Origin of the sequence: Actinoplanes sp. NPDC049599 (assembly GCF_044465625.1) — a bacterium.
Classification (GTDB): Bacteria; Actinomycetota; Actinomycetes; order Mycobacteriales; family Micromonosporaceae; genus Actinoplanes.
On the sequence record NZ_JBITLX010000004.1, the window covers coordinates 319,695 to 341,409 of the forward strand.

A 21,715-nucleotide genomic window follows, 5' to 3' on the forward strand; every position below is an offset into this window, starting at 1 on the left:
AAGGTCTGGCGCATGAACGAGCGACCCGCGGCGGCGGACATCGGTGTCATCGGCGGATCGGGCCTGTACGCCCTGCTCGACGGAGCGACCGACCATCACGTGTCCACGCCCTACGGTCCGCCCTCGGATCCGATCACCGTGGCCGAGGTCGGCGGGCGGCGGGTCGCCTTCCTGCCGCGGCACGGCCGGGACCACCGGTTCCCGCCGCACAAGATCCCGTACCGGGCCAATCTGTGGGCGCTGCGGTCGCTGGGCGTGCGCCAGATCATCGCGCCCTGTGCCGTCGGCGGGCTGCGGCCGGAGCTCGGCCCCGGCACCTTTGTGGTCCCTGACCAGCTCATCGACCGGACCAGCGGCCGCGAGCAGACGTTCTACGACTCCGGCGCGGTGCACGTGTCGTTCGCCGATCCGTACTGCCCGGACGGCCGGCAGGCGGTGCTGCGCGCCGGGGCCCGGATCAACCCGGTGGACGGCGGCACCATGGTCGTCGTCGAGGGCCCGCGGTTCTCCACCCGGGCCGAGTCGCGCTGGTTCACCGCGATCGGCGGCACCGTGGTCAACATGACCGGGCATCCCGAGGCGGTGCTGGCCCGCGAGCTGGCGCTCTGTTACACCGCGATCGCGCTCGTGACGGATCTGGACGCCGGCGTCGACGGCGACCACGGGGTCACCCAGGAGGAGGTCTTCGCGGTCTTCGCGGAGAACACCGCGCGGCTGCGCGAGGTGCTGCTCGACGCCGTGCGGGCCCTGCCCGTCGAGCGGGGCTGCGCCTGCGGCAACGCCCTGGACGGGATCAAGCTTCCCTTCGCGCTGCCCTGAGGCGCTTGGCCTCGTACATCTTGAGGTCGGCCGCGTGGATGAGGTCGTCGGCGGCGTCGCCGACGACCATGCCGACGCTGGCGCGTACCGCGATGGTCCGGCCGTCGATCAGCGCGGGCAGCGCGATCTGGTCCAGGAAGCGGTCCGCCACCCGGCGCGCGGCGAGTTCGTCACCGGCCGGAACCAGCACGGCGAACTCGTCGCCGCCGAGCCGTGCCACGACGTCGTCCGCCCCGGCCGCCTCGCGCAGCCGCGCGGCGACGAAGAGCAGCACCTCGTCGCCGGTGTGGTGCCCGTGCGTGTCGTTGATCCACTTGAAGCCGTCCAGGTCGATCAGCAGCACCGCCGCCCGGCAGTGCTCGACGGCCCGCATCCGCTCGGCGAACAACCGCCGGTTGGCGAGCCCGGTCAGCGGGTCGTGGTCGGCCTGGTGGCGCAGCCGCTCGTGCAGCTCGCGGGTCTCGGTGACGTCGCGGGCGTTGGCCACCACGCCGTCGATGCCGGGTTCGCCGACCAGGTTGGTGGCGATGACCTCCAGCCAGCGCCACGACCCGTCGGCGTGGGAGAACCGGGTCTGATAGGTGAGCGTGGCGCCGACGGTGGTCACCAGGTGCGTGAGCTGCTGGTGCAGCCCCGCCAGGTCGTCCGGGTGCAGGAAATCGATCATGCGCCGGCCGACGATCTCCGCGACCTCCAGCCCGAGGGTACGGCGCAGCGCCGGGCTGACGTACGCGAGCCGCCCGCGCCGATCCGTGATCGAGGTGATGTCCGAGGAGTGCCGGACCAGCGAGTCCAGCCGGCGTTCCCGCAGGGTGATCTCGAGCAGGCTCTCGTCGAGCTTGTCCAGCAGCCGGGCGTTCTCGGCGAGGGCGAGCACCTGCCGGACGACCACCAGCGCGACGTTGATCACCAGCCCGACCAGCGCACCCCAGGCCTGGTACGCCAGCCCGGAGTCGAGCAGCACAGCGACCAGCGCGGCAAAGGTGACCAGGGTGGCCGAGTAGGGCAGCACGCTGTAGCGGTGCCGCTGTTGCCGGCGGGACACCCCACGGTTGTGCCGGACCTGCAGGGCGTGGATCCGGGGCCCGAGCAGGAACAGGAACGACGGCCCGACCAGCAGGATCAGCTGCCACGACAGCGGCGCGGAGTCGGCCCGGGTGGGCAGCACGGTGGTGGCGAGTCCCTGGATGCCGGCGGCGGCGAGCATCGGCAGGGCCGCGCTCACGGACATCGGGCTGGCGCCGCTGAGCGAGAGCTTCACCGCGGCGAAGACCCCGGCCATGATCAGGCCGGACCCGAACACGGCGGTGACCAGCGCGTCGGCCTCGGCGACCGCGGACCGGGTGACCAGGCACCAGGACACCACGGCGAACGCGGTCATGGTGGTCGCCGCGTCCAGCAGGAAGCGGACCCGGGCGCGCCCCGAGCCCAGCCCGGTCGGATAGCACAGCGTGGCCGCCACCATCGCGGCCGTGCCCACGAGCGTCGCCACGGACTGCACCGCACCGGGAGTCATACCGTCGCTGGCCGGCCGGAGCAGGATCTGCCCGAGCTGGAAGCTGTCACCGACACCGAAGACCGCCGCGGCGGTCGCCGCGGCCCACCAGAACCGCCGCGGCGCGGCCGCCGTCTCCGGCATCCGGGCCACCCGCCGGGCCAGCACGAACAGCGCGGCGTCGGTGCCCAGCAGCGCCAGCCACCCGACGATCACCTGGACCCGGTCGCCGCCCACACCGAGCGCGAAGAAGCCCAGCAGACCGACGGCGACGGACACCAGGGTCCGCAGCACCGGATCACGCGCCAGCAGAGGGCCTTCCACCTCAGGACGATCGACGAAAATGACGCCGGGATGAGGGGATCAGCCGACTGTCACCCCGGCGCCGGGCTCGGGGGCCGGCAGGTCGAGCACGTACGACTCCCCTTCGCGGCGGAAGCCCAGCTTGTCGTAGTACGGGGAAAGCATGCCCGGCGGCGTGATCACGGTCCGGCAGCCGTGCTTGCGGAAGTACTGGCTCTGCCGGAAAACGAACTCGCCGGGGGTGAAATCCCGGTACCGCTGCGTGACGTAGTCCAGCTGCACTCGCGCCACACCGTCCCCGGTGGCCCGGAACAGCACCATCCCGACCACCTCGGCGCCGTTGACGATGAGAAAGGCGGCACCGTCCGGGGCCGCGGGGTCCCAGACGAAGCCGGGGTTGAAACTCGCGATGTCCCGGCTGTGCAACCGCAGCGTGTACGCGAGGAACTCGTCGTCCGGGCGCACCTCGACCGCCTGATAGGCCTTCGCGTCGTGGCGGGTGGCGAGCATCCTCGACAGGTACCAGACGTTGATCACCGTGAGCACGATGTTCAGGCCGACCATCGGCCACACCGCCAGCGCCGCGTTGAAGCCGATGAGCACCAGGCACCCGACCAGGTTCAGCGCGCGCAGGCGCAGCAGGCGGGTCTGCAGCAGCGACCACACGAGCAGGGCGGAGCCGGTCCAGCCGATCACGTCGAGCCACGTCATGTGCTCACCATATGAGACGACGACGCCGGCACCGCGCCGATCAGCGAGCCTCGGCGCCCGCCACCGGCCGGTTGTTGCGAGCGCCGGCCGACGACCGGGTGCGCCGCTGGCCGTCCGGCTTGGCCAGGTACATCGCGGCGTCCGCCCGCTCCATGACCTCGTCGGGAGTCCAGCCGGGTTCGGCCACGGTCAGCCCGACCGTGCCGTGGCCGTGCAGCGGACCGCAGCTGAGCTGCAGCGGCGCGGCGAACGAGCCCCGGACGGCCTGCGCGGCGGCCTCGGCATCGGCCGTGGTCGCGTGCGGCAGCAGCACCGCGAACTCGTCCCCGCCGAGGCGGGCGACCGTGGCGGACTCGTCCACCGCCGTCCGGATCCGCTCGGCGATCCCGGCCAGCAGTTCGTCACCGATCCGGTGCCCGAGGGTGTCGTTGACCGCCTTGAAGTCGTTCAGGTCGATCAGCAGCATCGCGTACGGCATGGCCGTGCTGTGCGCCAAGTGCAGCCGTTCGAACAGCAGGCGGCGGTTCGGCAGCCCGGTGAGCATGTCGAAGTACGCGGCCTGCTGCAGGTGCTGCTCGTACAGCCGTTCCGCGGTGACGTCGAGCAGGGCGAGGATCATGCCGGAGCCCGCGCCGAAGCCTTTGGCCATCGGCACGGTCTGCACCTTGATCTGCCGGGTGGCGCCGGCGGTGCGGATGAGCCGCACCTCGAGCTCGGCCCGGCCGGCGGCCGCGCCGGAGGCCGCCACCACGTCGTGCAGGTTCACCGGCCGTTCCTCCAGGTCCTGCAACCGCAGCTCACCGAGGTACGGCTCCCCGGTACGCGGCCAGCCGACCAGTTCCCGGACCGCGGGGTTGGCCAGCACGACGGTGCCCTCGGCGTTCGTGACCACCACGGGGAACGGCAGCTCCCGCAGCACGCCGGCCAGCAGCGCGTTCTGGGCTTCCTGCTGTTCCTGGATGCGCAACATCAGCACGCGCATGCCGTACACGAGCAGGCTGGTCAGCGGCAGCGAGGTCATCGCACCGGGAATCGTGACCACCGTCGCGGGGAACAGCACCGCGGCGAGCAGCCACACCGCCAGGTAGCCGACCTGGGAGAGGATCAGCCGGGGCAGCCGCCCGACCGCGGCGCGGAAGAACACGGCCATGAAGAACGCGCTGATGACCGGGTGCACCGCCGTCACCTGGGAGAGCACGAGGAACACGCCGGCCAGCTCGAGGACGTCCACCCAGATCGGCACCGGACGGACCCGCCGGAACTCCGTCACCCGCAGGCCGAGCCCGGCCAGCAGCACGGCCGCGCACGTCACGGTGGAGCCGAGACCGACGCCCATCCGCGCGACCTGCATCGTCAGGCCCACGGACGTGACACCCAACGCCAGCAGGAAGAGCAGCCGTACGGACCGCATGAGGTCCCGCCGGACGTATGCACGCACGCGTGCGTAGACGGTGCTCAGCGAGTCTCGAACCATGACCAGGACGATCGCCGACGCCGGGCACCGTTCGGGTACGCGTTCGGTTGCAGGGCCGGTGCCCGGTTTTGCTGAACCGCGCCGCGACGCCATCCGTTACAGCCGCAGATCCGACGCCCGCCACCCGCGGCGCCGGACCCGGCGAGCTACGGAGGACCCGAATGACCTGGCAGCACCTGCGCCGCAGCCGGCTCGGCCGGAGCGTGCTGATCGTGGCGTCGCTGCTGGCCGTGCTCACCGCGGGCCTGGCCGCCGTGCCCACCGCGCGGGCCGGCAGCGGCACCGCCGTCGTCGGCGCGGCCGGCAGGTGCCTGGATGTGACCTGGTCGCAGACCGGCAACGGGACGCCGGTCCAGCTCTACGACTGCAACGGTACGGGCGCCCAGAACTGGACCGTCCCCGACAACCAGGGTCCCGTCCGCGCCCTCGGCAAGTGCCTCGACGTGGCCGGGGCGTCATCGGCGGACGGCACCCCGGTGCAGCTGTTCGACTGCAACGGCACCGGGGCGCAGCAGTGGCGCCTCGCCGACAAGCGGCTGATCAACACCGGAAGCGGCAAGTGCCTGGACGCCCACGGCGGTTCCGGCTCCGGCACGCCCCTGCAACTCTGGGCCTGCGCCGACAGCGCGACGCAGGCGTGGTCCGTGCCGGCGCCCGCCGTCAAGAAGGGGGTGAGCACCTGGGCGTTCCCCCGGCTGGCCGACAGCATCCGCGACGTGCGCGCCGGCTGGTACTACGACTGGTCGGCCGGCAACGAGGACGTGCCGGCGCAGGCCGAGTTCGTCCCGATGATCTGGGGCGCCGCGGCGGTCAACGACGCCGACCTGGCCACCGCCCGCCGGTCGGGCACCACTTTGCTCGGCTTCAACGAGCCGGACCTGCACGACCAGGCCAACCTGACCGTCGAGCAGGCGCTGGCGCTCTGGCCGCGCCTGGAACAGACCGGCGCCCGCCTGGGCAGCCCCGCGGTCGCCTTCGGCGGCGACACCCCCGGCGGCTGGCTGGACCGCTTCCTGACCGGGACCCGCGAGCGCCGGCTCCGCGTCGACTTCATCACCGTCCACTGGTACGGCTCGGACTTCGGCGAGGCGGCCGCGGACCAGTTCCTGGGCTACGTGCAGGCGGTGCACGACCGCTACGGCCTGCCGGTCTGGGTCACCGAGTTCGGCCTGATCAACTTCACCGGCACCCCTCGCTACCCGACCCCGGACCAGCTGACCACCTTCATCACCAAGTCCACGGCCGGCCTGGAAGCGGCCCCGTACGTCGAGCGCTACGCCTGGTTCGCGCTGCCGGCGACAGGCGACTCGACCGCGTACGGCCTGTACCGCGAGGACGGCACCCCGACCGCGGCAGGCCAGGCCTACCGCAACGCGGGAACCGTGCCGAACGGCGTACCGGATGACGGCCCGGAGCAACGCATGATCGACCTGATCAACGAGGAACGCGCCCGAGCCGGCTGCCCGGCGGTGACCAGGAGCGATCCCCTGACAAAGGCGGCCCGGGCCCATTCCCGGCTGATGGCCGACCGCGCCGACCTGACCCACCGCTTCCCCGACGAACCAGACCTCGGCGACCGCATCACGGCCGCGGGCTACCGCTGGGCGGCCCTCGCGGAGAACATCACCTCAGGAGCCTTCCGCACCCCGGAGACAGCGATGTACGGCCGCCACGACGCGACGACGAACTTCGTCGGCTTCATGGAGAGCGAGGGCCACCGCGCGAACATCCTGAACTGCGGCCTGCGGGAGGTGGGGGTCGGCGTGGCCCGCGACCGGACCGGCGCCCCGTGGTGGACTCAGGACTTCGGCAAACCCGTCTGAGAGCCACCCCGGAGGAAGACGTCAGGCCGTGGTGGGCTTCGCCTCGGCGAGCGCCTCACGGACGACCTGCGCGCTCGCCGGCGTGCCCGGAAGCACCCCGTAAGCGCCGTACGGGGTCACGTAGACCGGGGTGTCCCGCTGGGTGCGCCAGTTCTCCGCGAGCGGGCCCGCGTCCACGGTGTCGAAGCCGAGGCTGTCGAAGAGCTCCGTGACCGCCTGCTTGGCGGCGGCGTCGTCACCGGCGATCGGCAGCGCCGTCCGGTCCGCGCTGCCCGCCGACCGCGCCAGGGTCCGCAGGTGCTCGAACCAGATGTTGTTGAACCCCTTCACCACGCGGGCCTCCGGGAGGTGCTTCTGCAGCAGCTCACCGGTGGTGCCGGAGCCGTCCTCCAGCTCGGCGAAGACGCCGTCGCGCTCCGGGTAGTAGTTGTTGGTGTCGATGACCACCTTGCCCGCCAGCGGCGCCACCGGCACCTCCCGGTACGCCCGCAGCGGCACGGTCACCACCACGATGTCGCCGGCCGCGGCCGCCTCCTCGGTGGTAGCCGCGCGCGCCTTCGGTCCCAGCTCGGCCACCAGGTCCTGCAGGGTCTGCGGGCCACGCGAGTTGCTGAGCACCACGTCGTGACCGGCGGCGACCGCCAGCCGCGCCACGGTGCTGCCGATGTTGCCACTGCCGATGAGTCCGATTGTCGTCATGTCAGCGGGAACCCCGGTGATCCCCGGCCGATTCCGGCCGCCGGCGCACCGTGACAGGCGGCACACCGGCCGAATCGGACGGCCCGACCGGAGGCGCCGCTCAGCCCCGGAAACCCGGGAGGGTGAGCGCCGAGTGCTCGGGCCGCCCCTCGGCGGGCGGAAGGGAGTCGAGGCCGCGCAGCATCTCGTTGCGCTTGGCCAGGGCTTCCTCGGTGCGCGGGAAGAGGGTGGAGTCGCCCTCGCCGACGAGGTTCTGGTTCAGCTCGACGAACGGCCGGGTGGCGTTCTCGAAGGCCGCGAAGGCGGTGCCATGGTCCGCGCCGGTCGCCAGGGCGTCGGCGAGCAGGTAGGCGCCGACCAGGCCCAGGCTGGTTCCTTGCCCCGTCAGGAACGACGGGGCGTAGGCGGCGTCGCCGACCAGGGCGACCCGTCCGGTGGACCACCGGGGCATCCGGATCTGACTGATCACGTCGAAAAAGAGATCGTCGGCTGAGCGCATGGCGGCGACCATCCGGGGGATCTCCCACCCGTCATCGGCGAAGACCGAGGCGACGAGCTCGCGTTGCGCCTCGGGGTCGCGGAAGGCCTCGTACGGCGGTTCCTCCCGGGCGAAGGTGAGGAAGCCGTGCACGGTCTCGCGGTCGCCGACCGCATAGAGGGCCGCGCCCCGGCCGGGGCGGCTCCAGGCCAGGCCCTCGTGCGAGAGGCCGCGCTCGTTGGGCATGGTGAAACCGGCGAAGCAGTGGCCGAGGTACCGGTGAAACGGCGCCTCGGGCCCGAAGGCCAGGCGCCGGGTGTTCGAGTGCAGGCCGTCCGCACCGACGACCAGGTCGAAGGTTTGCTGCGCCCCGCCGCGGAAGGTCACGTCGACCCCGTCCGGGCGCTGGTCGAGGGACGCGATGCTGTCGTCGAACCGGAACTCCACATCGTCGCGGACCGTGGCGTACAGGATCTCGGTGAGGTCGCCCCGCGGGATCTCGATGTCCCGGCCCGCCACCCCGCGGACGACGACCTCCGGCTTGACCGAGGTGATCACGCTGCCGTCGGGGTTCAGGAAGGTGAGCCGCCGGGTGTGGATGTGGGCCTCCCGCAGCTTCGGCAGGATCCCCATCCGGTCGGCGACCTCCAGCGCCGTCCCGCGGATGTCGATCGGATAGCCGCCGCCGCGGACCGCGCCCGCCTTCTCCACGACCGTGACATCAAAGCCGTATCGCCGCAGCCAGTACGCCAGTGTGGGACCCGCGATACTCGCGCCGGAGATGAGTACCCTGCTCATGACTTGCCTCCCAGATAGGTACCTCAGGTATCTGACCCGGAAAACTATATACCTAACTTAGGTATCGAAACGAGCGTGATGACCGACACCACCGACGACGGAGAGTTCGACCTCCTGGCGGTGTTGCCCCGCCTGAGCCAGCTCGGCGCGGTGATGAACCGGAGCCGGCTCATCGAGCGCGCCACCGAGAGCGCCGGCGCCGACCTGGACCGCCCCGCGATATCGGTGCTGGTCACGCTGCACATGGGAGGCAGCCCGCTCCGCGTCGGCGAAATCGCCAAGCGGATGCAGGTCGTCGGGCCGCACGTCACCCGCCAGGTGCACGAGCTGGAACGGCGCGGCCTGGCCCGGCGCATCCCCGACCCGCTCGACCAGCGGGCCCGGCTGGTCGAGCTGACCCCGGACGGAACGGCGGCGGTGGGCCGCTACCTGCAGACCGCGCTGAGCCTGCTCGGGGACGTTCTCGCGCACTGGTCGCCGGAAGACCGCCGAACCTTCGGACGCCTGCTCGACCGCTTCGCCACCGACCTCACCACCCGCCTCCGCGCCCTGGACGACGAGTAGCCGCCGGCGGATTGACATCGTCGCATGCTATGACTCATCGTGTTAAGACAAAGCTTGCGACATTGTGAGGTGATGGCATGCGCCAGGCGGATCTCATGGAGGCCGGGCGGTGGCTGGAGCGGCACGGCCTGGCCGACGCCGAGCCGACCCCGCTGCTCGCGGCGCGGCTGGCGGTGCGGCGCCGAGCCAAGCTGATCGACAGCGTCCTGCTGGCCGCGTTCCTGATGGGCGCGGCACTCACGCACGTGCTGGGGCTGCCCACCGAGGGCACGTCCTCGTGGCCGCGGCTGCTGGTGCTGGCGGCGTTGGTGGCCGGGCTGCTGGCGGCGCAGCGGCTGCTCGGCTGGTGGGTGCGGCGGACCGACCGGCGGGCCGGCGCGCGACTTACCCGCCGGGTGGCCCACCCTGCCGAGCTCGGCTGGCCGGCGGTCCTGGGCCGCCCGCATGCCGTCTTCGCGGTCGCCACCTTCACCGGCGCGGTGCTGCTGGCGGTGAGCGTCCTCCCGGTTCCGGACTCCGACCTGCGGAACGGGGCGATCGTCGTGCTGATCAGCCTCGCCGGCGCCGGCGTCGGCGTCGTCATGCAGCTGCGCCAGGTGGTGGCGAGCCCGGCCGTCGCGGACGACGAGGCGTCGCTCACGGCCGACGTCATCATGCGGGTCGAGGACGCCCGCGCGCTCGTCACACCCAGCCTGGTGTGGTCGCTGCCGGCCATCTTCCTGTACGGCGAGTCGCTCGGCTGGTGGAACGCCGTCGCCATGGCGCTCGTGGTGGCGGGCGCCGTCGCGTTGTGCCTGATCCAGCTGCGCACGGCGGGTGTCGGCACGGCAGCCCGACGAGCCCTGGCGACCCGATGATCGTCATCGACGCGGCTTCGCCGATGCCGCCGTACGAGCAGCTCCGGGCTCAGCTCGCGCGGCAGATCCAGGACCGCTCGCTCGCCGTCGGCGCGAGACTGCCGACGATCCGCCGGCTCGCGGCCGACCTCGGCCTCGCCGTGAACACCGTCGGCCGGGCGTACCGGGAGCTGGAGGAGGCGGGGCTGATCGAGACCCGCGGGCGGGCCGGCTCGTTCGTCTCGGCCGCGGGAGAGCAGGCCCGCGAGCGGGCCCACCGCGCCGCCCGCGACTACGCGGCGGTCATCGCCAGCGTCGGCATCGACCCCACCGAGGCGGTCCGGATCGTCGAGGCAGCGCTGGGTCATGCTTCGCCATGATCCGGCTTCGGCTCAGTTCACCCGGGGTGCTTCCATCAGGTCCCGGGCGGACAGGCCCTCGACCGTGCCGCCGTCGGCGAGCCGAAGCGACAGCGACGTCGTGTTGCTGCTCGATTCGTCGAGTTGCTCGGGATACCAGGCCAGGAAGTAGCCCCCCTCGACGGTGGCCCGCACGGTCCGGGAGCGGTCGCCGGAACGGGCGCGAACCGTGATGTCGACGCCGACGACCCGGGAGCCGACGTGCCCCGTCATCAGCCGGCAGTAGCCCTCCTCCGTCCGCATCTGCGGCCAGCCCTGCATCTCGACGCCGGTGCCGCCCAGCGTCGCGGCGTTGACGGGCTCCATCATGATGCTCGCGTTGCGGAGCTTCCCGTCGTGATCACGGAAACACGACGCGCTCCAGCCCGGAGTGACAACACTGACGTACGCGTAGTCGCCGCGCCGCTCACCATGGACGACGCGGGCGGCTCGGTCCGGCTCGCGGTAGGAGTACTCGCCACCCACCTGCGCGACGCACCGGTCGGCGAGTTCGTCCCGATCGGCTGCCGCAAGCGGGCTGGGCTGCGGCGTCCAGGATGCGTACGCCGCGGCGGATCCCAGGTTCGGCAGCGTCAGCACGGCGGTGGCCGCGACCGCGGCGGCCGCGAGGACCGCGACCGCCGCCTTTCGGGGGCGCCAGGCGGCCCGTCCGAGGCTGGCCGGAGCCGGTACGGGATACGTCGACGAAGCGACGATGCGGTCAAGCAGAGCCTGCGCCGGCGCCGCTGCGACACGTGCGGGCACCGGTTCGGCGGCGTCCCGAAGTGCTTGGTCAAGGTTCATCGGGAGGTTCCGATCTCGGTGGTCGTGGTGGTGGTCGAGCGACGAGTGGAGATCACGGGAACGGCTTCCAGGTGCAGGTGCCGGCGCAGGCGGCGCCGGGCCCGCAGCAGCCGGAGGCTGAACGCGGGCCGGGAGACGCCCAGCACCCGGGCGGCCTGCGGTCCGGTGAGATTCTCAAAAGCGGTGAGAGTGAGCACCTGCTGGTCGTCGGGGGAAAGGCGCTGCCACGCCCGCGTCAGGTCGATGCGGGTCGCCACGCCTTCGGCCTCGGCGCCGACGTTCGTGACCGGCTCACGCAGGATGCGCAACGCCAGGCTCTGCTGCCGGCTGTCGCTCCGGTACCTGTTGCGCAGCATGTTGTGGGCGACCGCGAACAGCCAGGCGCGCGCCTCGTCGCGCGGGACCGGTACGTCCGCGAAGCGGCGCCATGCGGTCACGAAGACCTCGGCCACCACGTCGTCCGCGACCGCCAGGTGGACCCGGCGCTCGACGAAACACAACAGGTCGTCGTATGTCGCCTGGTACAGCTCGCGGAAGGCGGCCTCGCGATCTTCCGTGCTTCGGTTCATACCCCTGGAATGTCCGGCACGGCACCTCCTGCTACCGGTCGCGTCGCAGATGATCCGGGCGGCCGAGGATACGTCGCCTCAGCAACGGCGCGAGCGGACGTTCGACCAGGCGGTGCACCAGCCACGCGGCCGCCAGCAGGACGACGACGGCACCGGTGATCAGCACCCAGGCGGGTAGCCCGGTGTGGGCGTGGGCGGTGCGGATCAAGCTGTAGCCGATGCGCTGGTGCAGCAGGTAGAACGGATAGGTCAGGGCGCCGGCGGTGGCCATCCAGCGCCAGTCGAGCCGGTCGGTGGCGCCCAGTGCGATGGCCAGCAGAAGCGCGTACGCGATGGTGAGCAGGACCATCGCCGGCCAGACGGGCACGGCGAAGCCGGGTTTCAGGTCGAGGGCGCGCACCTCGACGCGTTGCAGGCTGACCAGCCAGCAGCAGGCGAGCAGCGCCCACAACCGCCAGTCGGAGGGAGACCGGCGCAGGAGGAACATCGTCATCCCGGCGATGAAATACGGCGCGAAGTCGGGGATGACGATCTCCGCCAGGAACGCACCGGGGAACGCGGGCAGGACGACGGCCACAATCAGCCATCCCGTGCCGAACACCCGCATCCGCCGGTCGGTCAGCCCGGCGCCGATGAGGCAGGCGACGATCAGGTAGAACCGCAGCTCCACCCACAGGGTCCAGTACACCGTGTCGACCAGTGGCGTGTTCAGCGGCTCGGCCAGCATGGTCAGATTGACCGCGACGGCGCGCACGGTCGGCACGCCGGAGACGGGAACCCCGGCGGTCACCGGCAGCACCGCGACCACGACGGCCGTCCCGACCACACCGATCCAGAACGCGGGATACAACCGGGCCACCCGGGAGGCCACGAACCCGCGTACGGTCTGCCCCCATCCGCTCATGCAGATCACGAAACCGCTGATCAGGAAGAAGACCTCGACCCCGAGGAAGCCGTAGATCAGCACCGGAGCGGCGTCCGGGAGAAAGTGGGCGGGCGGGCGCACCCCGTCCAGCCGCCACGAGTCGCCGAAGTGATAGCCCGCCACCGCGAGCGCACACACCAATCGAAGTCCGTCGAGCGCGAGCAGGCGCGTGGGCCGGTGTTCTGCGGCAGGGCGGACGGGAATCGCGGCATCCGCCCGGTCTTCGATGGCCAGCGCCATGGGCAAGCTCCTGTCTCCGGGATGCAGGGGGCATCCGGGAGATACATGTGCGGCGCGGCGGGATCGGCTACACCGGGAGCAGTGATCCGTCGAACCACCCGGCCGGGTCACCACACCGATCGCGGCGCCGAGCAGACGTGACGAGGCCCCCCGGTCCGCGCTTCCGCGGACCGGAGGGCCTCAGAGACCTCAGGAGCTGCTGTCGCTTACTTGAGCTCCGCGCCGCCTTCACGGGGGCCGTTATCCGGCAGTCCAGAACCTCCAGTGCGGCCATCGACCGCGAGGCTCGACGCGAACCCTTGCTCAGTAGTGATAGCGCGCCTGAACGATGATCAGGTTCTCCCCGCGGACGGTGTAGACGAGCCGATGCTCGTCGGTGATCCGCCGCGACCAGTATCCGCTGAGGTTCTCGGTCAGTCGCTCCGGCTTCCCGATCCCCTGCCCCGGGTCGCGCAACGCTTCCTCGATCATCCGATTGACGCGGCGAAGCATCTTGGGCTCACCTGCCCAGGATGTGTAGTCCTCCCAACCGGTCTTGTCGAATGCGACGTTCACGACACTCGACGCTCCGTCTCTTCCGCATCAGAGATCAGATCGTGCCGCTGGAACTCTCCAGCCTCAACCCTGGCCACGCTGTCCAGCAGCCGCCGCGCGTTTGCCGGCGATCTGAGCAGATACCGCGTCTCCACCAATGACCGCCACAATTGCTCAGGCACAAGAAAGGCCGTGCCCGACTTCGAGACGATCTCGACTGCCTCTTCGTCGTCGTTGACCTGCTCGATCAACGGAAAGAGTCGCTTCCGCGCCTCACTCGCAGACAGCGCCATCGCCAGACTCCCCACGGTTGTACCAAAACCTGGTACCACCTTACCCTCGTCCGCGTCCCTTGCCATCCAACCTTCAGGATCACGACGCGAGCGAGCCACCGAGACCGGCCCCCGGATCCCGAGAAAACCTCCGAGGTGGACATGGACAAAATCCCGCCCGGCAGCGCCCGAGACGAACGGGTGGCGCTTCTTCAACGGCGCCGACGGACAGTCGATCGACCGAAACCGTCGACACCGGCCCTGACGCCGCTGCACATGGATGTGGCGCCGACCTTCTGTCGGCGCCACATCCATGATCTTGCAGTGGCGGTAACGAGGGCTTACTTGAACCTCGCCGGCCAGGTCACAGAGCTGCGGGCCGCACTCGCCAAGCTCGTCCGACACGATGCGCCAACCGATGAGCCTGACCTCGGCGGGTGTGACTTGACGGGCTACAACGACCGCCGCCGACTTGAACCCTGCGGACGGTGTACGCAGACTCCGTGCGGCCTCAGCGAGTCGGGCCCGGCCGACCCGAGCAGTTTACCCTGACGTACGCTCAGACGTACGCTCAGACGTACGCTCAGACGTACGTCATGCCGGAGCTTGAGGAGCCACCATGAAGGTGCTGACAATCAGCGACGTCCGCAAGAACTTCGCAGCCGTCGTGGACATGGTGATCGACGACGCCGAAGAGTGCGTCATCCCTCGCGGCGGCGGCAAAGCGGTCGTGATCGTCTCGCTCGACGAGTGGAACGCCATGAACGAGACATTGCATGTCCTCGGCTCGGCGTCGAACGCTCGCCGCCTGCTGGAGAGCATCGCGCAGGCTGACGCCGGCCTACTCGAAGAGCACCCGCTGCTCGACTCCGACCCCGCCGCTCCCGACTCCGGCAAGGAAGCGTTGTGAGCTTACGCATCGTTTTCACGCCCAACGCTTGGCAGGACTACGACGGCTGGCTACGCCGCGACCTGAAGATGGCCCGTCGCATCAACAAGCTGATCATCGATGTTCAGAGAGATCCGCACGGAACCGGGATCGGCAAGCCAGAGATGCTGAAAGGCCCGCTGTCCGGTTGGTCTTCCCGTCGTATCAACGATGAGCACAGGTTGATCTACCGAGTCCGCGGCAACGACTTGGAGATTGCCGCCTGCCACGGCCACTACCTCGACAAATGACAGCGTCGGCCGTGTCGCCAGTGGCGACACGGCCGACGCTGCGGCAGTGGAGGTGCCGGGAATCGAACCCGGGTCCTTCGTTGTTTTGTCAGGGCTTCTCCGAGCGCAGCTCACTATGCCTCTACTCGGCCCCGGCTTTCACGTGAGCAAGATGCCGTGACGGGCCCAGTCGCAGATTAATCTCGCCGTGCGGTCCCCGCGACCGGGACCGGTTGGCCAACCTTCTAGCTGATGCCGGAAGTCTGAGACGAAGGTGTTCTCAGCCCGACAGAGTCGCTACTCGCCTCAGGCGGCGAGAGCGAACTCAGCGCGATTGTTATCGGCGCTTATTGTTTTCCGACGACCGATTCTCGAGACGACGTCGGCTTCCTCGGCTCGCTTCCCCTGTCTCCACGTACGAAGTCGAAACCAGTCACCCCCCAGTTGGTGTACCGCTCAACTCTAACGCGTCCCGGCCAGGAGTTCATTCCGGTATCAGCTCAGCCGGCAGGGCGTGCCGTCGACGGTGCAGGAGGTGGGCTGGATTCGGTCTCTGACCTGCTTCGACGCCTCGAAGCCCAGGGTGGTCGCGGCGCCCGGGGCGAGCGGGCCGCCGGTCAGGACGAACGTGTTGCCCTGGCGGTCGAGGGTGGCGTTCCAGACGTTGCCGAGGCGGACGCCCGCGTTGTCGGGGTAGCTGATCCGGACCGTCCAGGTGCGGGCCGGGCCGCTCTTGTTCGTCACCGTGACCGCGCCGATGAAGCCCCGTTCCCAGCTTCCGCCGGTCGCGTAGGTGCCGGTGAAGGCGTTGGCCGGTGCGGGCGGCGTGGTCTTGCGGGGCGCCGGCTTGGTGGTCGGCTTCGGTGCGGCCGTCGTGCGCGACGGGCTCGGCGAGGGCGAGGGCGAGGCCGAGCGGGAGGGCGAGGACGAGGGCGACGCGGACGGTGTGGGCGAGGACGAGGCCAGTGCCGACGGGATCAGCGACGGGCCGGCGCCCGCCGCGAGGGGCACCGTCGGCTGGACCATCAGCGGGATCCGGGTGTCCGGCTCCGTGGGTCCGACAGCCCGGACCGCCACCCAGGAGACCAGGACGACCAGCAGCGTCGCGGCTCCGCCGATGAAGCCGTACCGGCGCAGGGGGAAGACGGTGGTGTGCTTGCCGGGCAACTGCGGTCCCTTCGCGCGACGGGGTGGGCCGCGGCGACACTACCGGTCAGTCCATGCCCTTGGCGCGGCGGCCCAGGGCTTTGTTGATCTCTTTTTGGGCATCTCGGGCGGCGAGGTCCTGGCGTTTGTCGTACGCCTTCTTGCCCTTGGCCAACCCGAGCTCGACCTTGGCGTACCCGTTGTCGAAGTAGACCGCGAGCGGCACCAGGGTGAGGCCGTCCTCGCGCAGCTTGCCCATCATCTTGTGGATCTCTTCGCGGTGCAGCAGCAGCTTGCGCACCCGGCGCGGCTCGTGGTTGGTCCAGGTGCCCTGGGTGTACTCCGGGATGTGCATCCCGTGCAGGAAGATCTCGCCGTTGTGCTCGTGGCCGAACGCGTCGACCAGCGACGACCGGCCGGCTCGCAGCGATTTGACCTCGGTTCCGGTCAGCACCATGCCGGCCTCGTAGGTGTCGAGGATGGCGTAGTCGTGCCGAGCCTTGCGGTTCGAGGCCACGACCTTGCGCCCCTGTTCGCGTGGCATCGGTGCGCTCCCTGCAATTGGCCAAAAGAAAAGGCCCGGCCGTCGGCCGGACCCTTCCCATGGTACGCGCGGACAGTCAGCAGAGGCATCCGGGTAAATAGTTGAGCGGGTCCCGCGGTACGCCGTCGAAGCGCGTCTCGAAGTGCAGGTGGTAGCCGGTGGAGGCGCCCGTGGTGCCGACCCGCCCGATCACCTCGCCGCGCCGCACGTACTCGCCGTCGGACACCAGGATCTTGGACTGGTGGCCGTAGCAGGTGGAGAAGCTGCGGCCGCCGCGCTTGCCGTGGTTGATGCAGGTGTAGTTGCCGTACCCGCCGTACCAGCCGGATTGGCTGACCCGGCCACCGGCCGCCGCGTGGATCGGGGTGCCGCCGCCGGCGGCGAAGTCGGTGCCCGCGTGCAGCTGCCAGACCCGGTAGTAGGGGTCGTAGCGGTTGCCGAAGCTGCTCGACTTCCAGCCGTGCACCGGCATCCGCAGGTTGCCGCCGACGTAGTCGCCGCCGTCGCCGCTCTTGTCGTCCCAGTCGCGCAGCGCGCGCTGGATCCGGGCCTCCTCGGCCTTGGCGGCCTCGTACTTGGCCAGCACCGCGGAGCGCTGCGAGCGGGCGACGATCAGCGCGGAGCGGCGGCTCTGCGCCAGCCGGATCACCGCGGCGCGGGCCCGCTGCGCGGCCGTCCGCGCGTCCTTGGCGGCCGTGAGCCTCGCGACGGCCTCCCGCTCGGCGTCCTCGGCCGCCCGCTTGGCGAGCCCGGCCCGGTCCTGTTCGGTACGGGCGGTGCGCCGCGCCCCCAGGTAGGCGTCGACGCTCTCCTGCTGCTTCTGCATGACCTGGTCGACGAGGCCGAGCCGGTCCATGGCGTCCTGTGGCCCGCGGGCGCCGACCAGCACGTTGAGGGTGGCGAAGTTGCCGCCCATGTAGGAGGCGGCGGCGATCCCGTCGACCCGGTCGCGCGCCTCGACGACGTGCTCCTGGGCCTGCGCGAACCGGCCGGCGATCACGCGGTAGGACGCGCGGGCGGCGTCGGCCTTACGCCGGGCGGTGGCCGCCTGCACCGAGGCCGCGGCGACGAGACCGCTGCTGGTGGCGACCCTCTTCTGGGCCTCGGGCAGCGCGGACGTGGCGGCTTCCAGGCGGCGCGCGGCGTTGCGGGCGGTCGCGGTGGCGTGCTCGAGGATCGCCTCGGCCCGGTCCACCGCCCGCCCGGCACGCTTGGCGTCATCCCCGGGAGCGGCGAAGCCGGAACCCGGTGCGGAGAGCACCACCGCGGCGGCGCAGAGCACGCTCAGACCGGTGCTGAGTGCGGCGGGAAACCGGCCAGGTCGACGACTAGAGGACTCCACGAAGAGTCACCGTACTCCGACTATCCGTGACAATTCACGAGTTAGGCGGCTAACCGCCCGAAAAAGACGATCGCCGCGCATCCCCCCTCGGGAGGCGCGCGGCGATCGTCACGAAACAGGTCAGACCTTCAGGTAGAACCGCAGGGTGACCCAGGCGGTGATCGCGCTGACGCCGGCGCCGACGCCGGCCAGCAGCGGCAACATCAGCCACACGTTCCCGTCGGGGATCGGCGTGAGCACGTTCGTCAGGGCCTGCAATCGGCCGTCCAGCAGCACGACCTTGCCGATGAAGATGAACACGAAGCCGAGGATCGCGCCGATCAGGCCGGCCACCACCGCCTCGAGCACGAACGGCGCCTGGATGAACCAGTTGGAGGCGCCCACCAGCTTCATGACCGCGACCTCGCGACGCTTGCTGTAGGCGGCCACCTGAATGGTGTTACCGACCAGCAACAGCGCCGCCAACGCCATGAAGCTCGCGACCACCAACGCTCCCACCTGGATCGCGCTGAAGATCTTGAAGACCTTCTCCAGCAACTCCCGCTGGTCGACGATGTCCTGGATGCCCGGCAGACCCTTGATGTTCTCGGCGAAGACCTGGTACTGCTCCGGGTCCTTGAGCTTGACCCGGAACGACTCGGGCAGGCTGTCCGGGCCGACCGACTTCACGAAGTCGGGCGAGTCCCGCCAGAGCACCTTGAACTTCTCGAACGCCTCGGCCCGCGTCTCGTAGGTCTTGCTGAGCACCAGGGGGTCGGTGTCGATCGCCTGGTTGATCGCGGTGCGCTGGGCCTCGCTGACGTCCTCGCGGAGGAAGATCGAGACCTGGATCTCCCCGTAGTAGTAGTTCTTCATCTGGTCGACCTGCATGTACATCAGCACGCTGGCGCCGAGCATGGTCAGGGAGACCGACATCGTGATGATCATGGCGATGGTCATCGTGACGTTGCGCCACAGGCCGACCAGCACCTCGTTGAGGACGTACTTGAAACGCATCGGGGGTTCCTTCCGGGACTCCGCGGCTTACATCAGATGCAGTGTGGGGGCGGGGCCCGGCCGGTCAGCCGTACACGCCTCGGGCCTGGTCGCGGACGATCCGTCCGCTCTCGATCTCGATGACCCGGCGGCGCATCTGGTTGACGATGTTGGAGTCGTGGGTGACCATCACGACCGTCGTGCCGGTCCGGTTGATCCGGTCCAGCAGCCGCATGATCTCGATGGAGGTGTCGGGGTCGAGGTTTCCCGTGGGCTCGTCGGCCAGCAGGATCAGCGGCCGGTTGACGAAGGCCCGGGCCACGGCGACCCGCTGCTGCTCACCGCCCGAGAGCTCATGGGGGTAGCGGTGCTCCTTGCCGCCCAGACCGACGAGTTCGAGAACCTCGGGCACCACCCGGCGGGCGACGGCCTTGGTCTTGCCGATCACCTCGAGGGCGAACGCCACGTTCTCGTACGCGGTGCGGTTGGGCAGCAGGCGGAAGTCCTGGAACACACATCCGATGGAGCGCCGGAAGTGCGGGATCTTCCACGACCGCATGGTGGTGACATCCTTCGCGTTCACCACGACCTTGCCGCGCGAGGGGGCCACCTCGTGCAGCAGAAGCTTGATGATCGTCGACTTGCCGGAACCGGAGGGGCCGATGAAGAAGACGAACTCACCCTTCTCGATTCCGACGCTGACATCGTCCAGCGACGGCCGAGACGCCTTCGGATACGTCTTAGTCACGTTCTCAAGCTGAATCACGGGTCGAGAGTCTACGCGGTGTAACGGAAACGCCAAGTCCGGCGGTCACTGGATTTTGGCACATCCGGTGCCGACGAGGCTTCCCTCCCCCGCGCGGGCGCTCCGGAACACCGGTCCGGCGACGCCGCCTGACCGTTCGTTCAGGCGGCGTGTCGGCCCCGGCTCAGCCCTTGATCTGGGTCTGCTTGCGCCACCGGATGCCGGCCTCGATGAACTCGTCGAGCTCACCGTCGAAGACCGAGCTCGGGTTGCCCGTCTCCTGCTCAGTGCGCAGATCCTTGACCATCTGGTACGGGTGCAGGACGTAGCTGCGCATCTGGTCGCCCCACGATCCGGTGGTGTCCTGCTTGAGGCCGGCCATCTTCGCCTCCTCCTCCTGACGCTTGCGTTCGAGCAGTCGCGCCTGGAGCACCCGCATCGCGGAGGCCTTGTTCTGGAGCTGAGATTTCTCGTTCTGACACGTCACCACGATGCCCGTCGGAATGTGCGTGAGGCGCACAGCCGAGTCCGTGGTGTTAACGCTCTGTCCACCAGGCCCGGACGAACGGTAGACGTCCACCCGCAGCTCGTTGTCCGGAATGTCGATATGGTCGGTCTGTTCAACCACCGGCATCACCTCGACGCCGGCAAAGCTGGTCTGCCGCCGGCCCTGGTTGTCGAACGGGCTGATCCGGACCAGCCGGTGGGTGCCGGACTCCACGCTGAGCGTGCCGTAGGCGTACGGGACCTTGACGGCGAAGGTCGCGGACTTGAGGCCTGCCTCCTCGGCGTACGAGGTCTCGTAGACCTCGGTCGGGTAGCCGTGGCGCTCGGCCCAGCGCAGGTACATCCGCATCAGCATCTCGGCGAAGTCGGCCGCGTCCACGCCGCCGGCGCCCGCGCGGATGGCCACGACGGCCTCCCGCGAGTCGTACTCGCCGGAGAGCAGGGTGCGGACCTCCATCTCCTCGACGGCCTTGCTGAGCGAGATGAGCTCGCGGCCCACCTCGGCCACGGACTCCTCGTCCTCGGCGTCGTTGGCCATCTCGAGCAGGAGCTCGGCGTCGTCGATCCGGCCGCGCAGCCGCTCCAGGCGGTGGATCTCGCCGGTCAGGTAGGACAGCCGGGAGTTGACCTCCTGTGCCCGCGCCTGGTCGTCCCAGAGGTCGGGCGCGGAGGCCTGCTCCTCCAGCTCCGCGCGGTCTCGGCGCAGCTTGTCCACGTCGAGGACGTTCTCGATGTTGCGCAGGGTGGCGTCGAGGGCTTTGAGCTGTTCGGGAAAGTCGGCTGCACTCACGACTGTCGAGAATACGCCGCCCGGCCGGTCAACCGGCCGGGCGGCCGGTACTTCGGAATATCGGTGCTACTCGGCCGGGGCGACCTTCAGCCAGCTCAGGGCCGCCTTGTGGTACGCGACAGCGAACTCCAGGGCCGCCGCGCCGTACGCGTCGCCCGCCTTCTTGGCCTCCTTGGCCTGCTCCCGAGCCATCGCCAGGGCCTCCGAGTGGTACTCGTTGGCACCGGTGTAGAGCGTCTTGAGCTGGTTGCCGGAATGTTGCTGGCCGAAGGCCACCCGCAGCGCGACCGGGTTACGGATCGCGTCGCGGCCTGGCGACTCGGCGAGCCAGCGACTGAAGGCACGCTTGCCGCTGGCGGTGATGGCGTAGGGCTGGCTGGACCGGGGCCCGGGCTTGCCGAGGCGGACGAAGCCCATCTCGGCCAGCACGGGCAATTCGCGGTAGACCTGGCTCCGCGTCATCGACCAGTACGGCCCGAGGCGGCGTTCGGCAGCCGCCATGAGCTGTCCACCGGTCATCGGGCCCTCGTGGAGCAGGCCCAGAAGGGCGGCAGCCGTGGGATTGATTTGAGAGTCGGGCATGCCTTCTAAGCTGCCACTTTGTCGTCCCCGCGTCCAGGATTTCGCCCGATCCGTCCAATTTGCGTCTCCACAAGCGACTGTCCCGCACAGACAGTCCGACCACGAGGGTCGGGACCGGGCGTTTTGCCGGTGCGCGGGGCTGTCACGAGGTAAAATGGTTCACGAAAACGGTCAGACGGCGCTG

The 21,715-nt window shown here is 70.0% G+C and carries 24 protein-coding genes and 1 other RNA gene; 7 read left to right on the plus strand and 18 right to left on the minus strand.

The window, feature by feature from the left end; all coding sequences use genetic code 11:
• The first annotated feature begins 12 nt into the window (after positions 1-12).
• A complete protein-coding gene (locus ACIBQZ_RS10440; protein WP_396088255.1) occupies positions 13-819 on the plus strand; it encodes an S-methyl-5'-thioadenosine phosphorylase in 807 nt (268 codons plus the stop codon).
• Here ACIBQZ_RS10440 and ACIBQZ_RS10445 read toward each other — a convergent pair.
• The 3 genes from ACIBQZ_RS10445 to ACIBQZ_RS10455 are packed head-to-tail and all read right to left on the minus strand — an operon-like array spanning position 794 to position 4,802.
• The gene (locus tag ACIBQZ_RS10445; RefSeq protein ID WP_396088256.1) at positions 794-2,638 is read right to left on the minus strand and encodes a diguanylate cyclase domain-containing protein; all 1,845 of its coding nucleotides are present in this window, start codon (positions 2,636-2,638) and stop codon (positions 794-796) included. The two genes, ACIBQZ_RS10440 and ACIBQZ_RS10445, sit on opposite strands and share 26 nt — an antisense overlap.
• A gap of 39 nt (positions 2,639-2,677) precedes the next feature.
• Positions 2,678-3,328 carry a hypothetical protein gene (locus ACIBQZ_RS10450; RefSeq protein ID WP_396088257.1) on the minus strand — a complete coding sequence of 217 codons (651 nt, stop codon included), beginning with the start codon at positions 3,326-3,328 and terminating at the stop codon, positions 2,678-2,680.
• Between the two features lie 40 nt (positions 3,329-3,368).
• Complete coding sequence (locus ACIBQZ_RS10455; protein WP_396088258.1) at positions 3,369-4,802, minus strand: diguanylate cyclase domain-containing protein; 1,434 nt, start codon at positions 4,800-4,802, stop codon at positions 3,369-3,371.
• Between the two features lie 161 nt (positions 4,803-4,963).
• Between ACIBQZ_RS10455 and ACIBQZ_RS10460 the strand changes: the two genes are divergently transcribed.
• Positions 4,964-6,625 carry a glycosyl hydrolase gene (locus tag ACIBQZ_RS10460; protein WP_396088260.1) on the plus strand — a complete coding sequence of 554 codons (1,662 nt, stop codon included), beginning with the start codon at positions 4,964-4,966 and terminating at the stop codon, positions 6,623-6,625.
• Between the two features lie 21 nt (positions 6,626-6,646).
• Here the strand turns inward: ACIBQZ_RS10460 and ACIBQZ_RS10465 are convergent, their stop codons facing one another.
• Together ACIBQZ_RS10465 and ACIBQZ_RS10470 are read right to left on the minus strand one after the other, a co-directional pair.
• The gene (locus ACIBQZ_RS10465) at positions 6,647-7,345 is read right to left on the minus strand and encodes an NADPH-dependent F420 reductase (protein WP_396088395.1); all 699 of its coding nucleotides are present in this window, start codon (positions 7,343-7,345) and stop codon (positions 6,647-6,649) included.
• 79 nt (positions 7,346-7,424) lie between these two features.
• Positions 7,425-8,600, minus strand: coding sequence for an FAD-dependent monooxygenase (locus tag ACIBQZ_RS10470; protein WP_396088261.1), 1,176 nt, complete (start codon positions 8,598-8,600; stop codon positions 7,425-7,427).
• A gap of 78 nt (positions 8,601-8,678) precedes the next feature.
• Between ACIBQZ_RS10470 and ACIBQZ_RS10475 the strand changes: the two genes are divergently transcribed.
• From ACIBQZ_RS10475 to ACIBQZ_RS10485, 3 genes are all read left to right on the plus strand, one after another.
• Entirely contained in the window at positions 8,679-9,164 is a 486-nt protein-coding gene (locus ACIBQZ_RS10475) for a MarR family winged helix-turn-helix transcriptional regulator (protein WP_396088262.1), read from the plus strand.
• 77 nt (positions 9,165-9,241) lie between these two features.
• Positions 9,242-10,021 carry a hypothetical protein gene (locus tag ACIBQZ_RS10480; RefSeq protein ID WP_396088263.1) on the plus strand — a complete coding sequence of 260 codons (780 nt, stop codon included), beginning with the start codon at positions 9,242-9,244 and terminating at the stop codon, positions 10,019-10,021.
• Positions 10,018-10,380 (plus strand): GntR family transcriptional regulator, encoded by a 363-nt coding sequence (locus tag ACIBQZ_RS10485; RefSeq protein ID WP_396088264.1) that lies wholly within the window; start codon positions 10,018-10,020, stop codon positions 10,378-10,380. The genes ACIBQZ_RS10480 and ACIBQZ_RS10485 overlap by 4 nt, the downstream gene beginning before the upstream one ends.
• Before the next feature lie 12 nt (positions 10,381-10,392).
• Here the strand turns inward: ACIBQZ_RS10485 and ACIBQZ_RS10490 are convergent, their stop codons facing one another.
• The 5 genes from ACIBQZ_RS10490 to ACIBQZ_RS10510 all read right to left on the minus strand — a co-directional run bounded on the left by ACIBQZ_RS10490 (position 10,393) and on the right by ACIBQZ_RS10510 (position 14,147).
• Positions 10,393-11,202, minus strand: coding sequence for a hypothetical protein (locus ACIBQZ_RS10490; RefSeq protein WP_396088265.1), 810 nt, complete (start codon positions 11,200-11,202; stop codon positions 10,393-10,395).
• Positions 11,199-11,771, minus strand: a complete 573-nt coding sequence (locus ACIBQZ_RS10495) for an RNA polymerase sigma factor (protein WP_396088266.1) — start codon at positions 11,769-11,771, stop codon at positions 11,199-11,201. The genes ACIBQZ_RS10490 and ACIBQZ_RS10495 overlap by 4 nt, the downstream gene beginning before the upstream one ends.
• 31 nt (positions 11,772-11,802) lie before the next feature.
• A complete protein-coding gene (locus tag ACIBQZ_RS10500; protein WP_396088267.1) occupies positions 11,803-12,936 on the minus strand; it encodes an acyltransferase family protein in 1,134 nt (377 codons plus the stop codon).
• A 303-nt stretch (positions 12,937-13,239) separates the two neighbouring features.
• Positions 13,240-13,491, minus strand: a complete 252-nt coding sequence (locus ACIBQZ_RS10505) for a Txe/YoeB family addiction module toxin (protein ID WP_396088268.1) — start codon at positions 13,489-13,491, stop codon at positions 13,240-13,242.
• Positions 13,488-14,147: a type II toxin-antitoxin system Phd/YefM family antitoxin gene (locus ACIBQZ_RS10510; RefSeq protein WP_396088269.1), complete on the minus strand. Its 660-nt coding sequence runs from the start codon at positions 14,145-14,147 to the stop codon at positions 13,488-13,490. Before ACIBQZ_RS10510 ends, ACIBQZ_RS10505 begins: the two co-directional genes overlap by 4 nt.
• A 214-nt stretch (positions 14,148-14,361) precedes the next feature.
• Between ACIBQZ_RS10510 and ACIBQZ_RS10515 the strand changes: the two genes are divergently transcribed.
• Positions 14,362-14,652 (plus strand): type II toxin-antitoxin system Phd/YefM family antitoxin, encoded by a 291-nt coding sequence (locus ACIBQZ_RS10515; protein ID WP_396088270.1) that lies wholly within the window; start codon positions 14,362-14,364, stop codon positions 14,650-14,652.
• Positions 14,649-14,921, plus strand: a complete 273-nt coding sequence (locus tag ACIBQZ_RS10520) for a Txe/YoeB family addiction module toxin (RefSeq protein WP_396088271.1) — start codon at positions 14,649-14,651, stop codon at positions 14,919-14,921. Before ACIBQZ_RS10515 ends, ACIBQZ_RS10520 begins: the two co-directional genes overlap by 4 nt.
• Before the next feature lie 44 nt (positions 14,922-14,965).
• Here the strand turns inward: ACIBQZ_RS10520 and ssrA are convergent.
• The 8 genes from ssrA to ACIBQZ_RS10560 form a co-directional block, all read right to left on the minus strand.
• Positions 14,966-15,341, minus strand: a transfer-messenger RNA (tmRNA) gene (gene ssrA, locus ACIBQZ_RS10525).
• A 54-nt stretch (positions 15,342-15,395) separates the two neighbouring features.
• Positions 15,396-16,067, minus strand: coding sequence for a cellulose binding domain-containing protein (locus ACIBQZ_RS10530; protein ID WP_396088272.1), 672 nt, complete (start codon positions 16,065-16,067; stop codon positions 15,396-15,398).
• Between the two features lie 46 nt (positions 16,068-16,113).
• Entirely contained in the window at positions 16,114-16,590 is a 477-nt protein-coding gene (gene smpB, locus ACIBQZ_RS10535; RefSeq protein ID WP_396088273.1) for an SsrA-binding protein SmpB, read from the minus strand.
• Between the two features lie 76 nt (positions 16,591-16,666).
• On the minus strand, positions 16,667-17,932 hold the full coding sequence (locus ACIBQZ_RS10540) for a M23 family metallopeptidase (RefSeq protein ID WP_396088275.1): 1,266 nt from the start codon (positions 17,930-17,932) through the stop codon (positions 16,667-16,669).
• A 120-nt stretch (positions 17,933-18,052) separates the two neighbouring features.
• Positions 18,053-18,928, minus strand: coding sequence for a permease-like cell division protein FtsX (gene ftsX, locus ACIBQZ_RS10545; RefSeq protein ID WP_396088276.1), 876 nt, complete (start codon positions 18,926-18,928; stop codon positions 18,053-18,055).
• 64 nt (positions 18,929-18,992) lie between these two features.
• Positions 18,993-19,673 carry a cell division ATP-binding protein FtsE gene (gene ftsE, locus ACIBQZ_RS10550; protein ID WP_023358989.1) on the minus strand — a complete coding sequence of 227 codons (681 nt, stop codon included), beginning with the start codon at positions 19,671-19,673 and terminating at the stop codon, positions 18,993-18,995.
• Between the two features lie 163 nt (positions 19,674-19,836).
• Positions 19,837-20,949 (minus strand): peptide chain release factor 2, encoded by a 1,113-nt coding sequence (gene prfB, locus ACIBQZ_RS10555; protein ID WP_396088277.1) that lies wholly within the window; start codon positions 20,947-20,949, stop codon positions 19,837-19,839.
• A gap of 66 nt (positions 20,950-21,015) precedes the next feature.
• The gene (locus ACIBQZ_RS10560; protein ID WP_125809187.1) at positions 21,016-21,531 is read right to left on the minus strand and encodes a PadR family transcriptional regulator; all 516 of its coding nucleotides are present in this window, start codon (positions 21,529-21,531) and stop codon (positions 21,016-21,018) included.
• Positions 21,532-21,715: the final 184 nt, after the last annotated feature.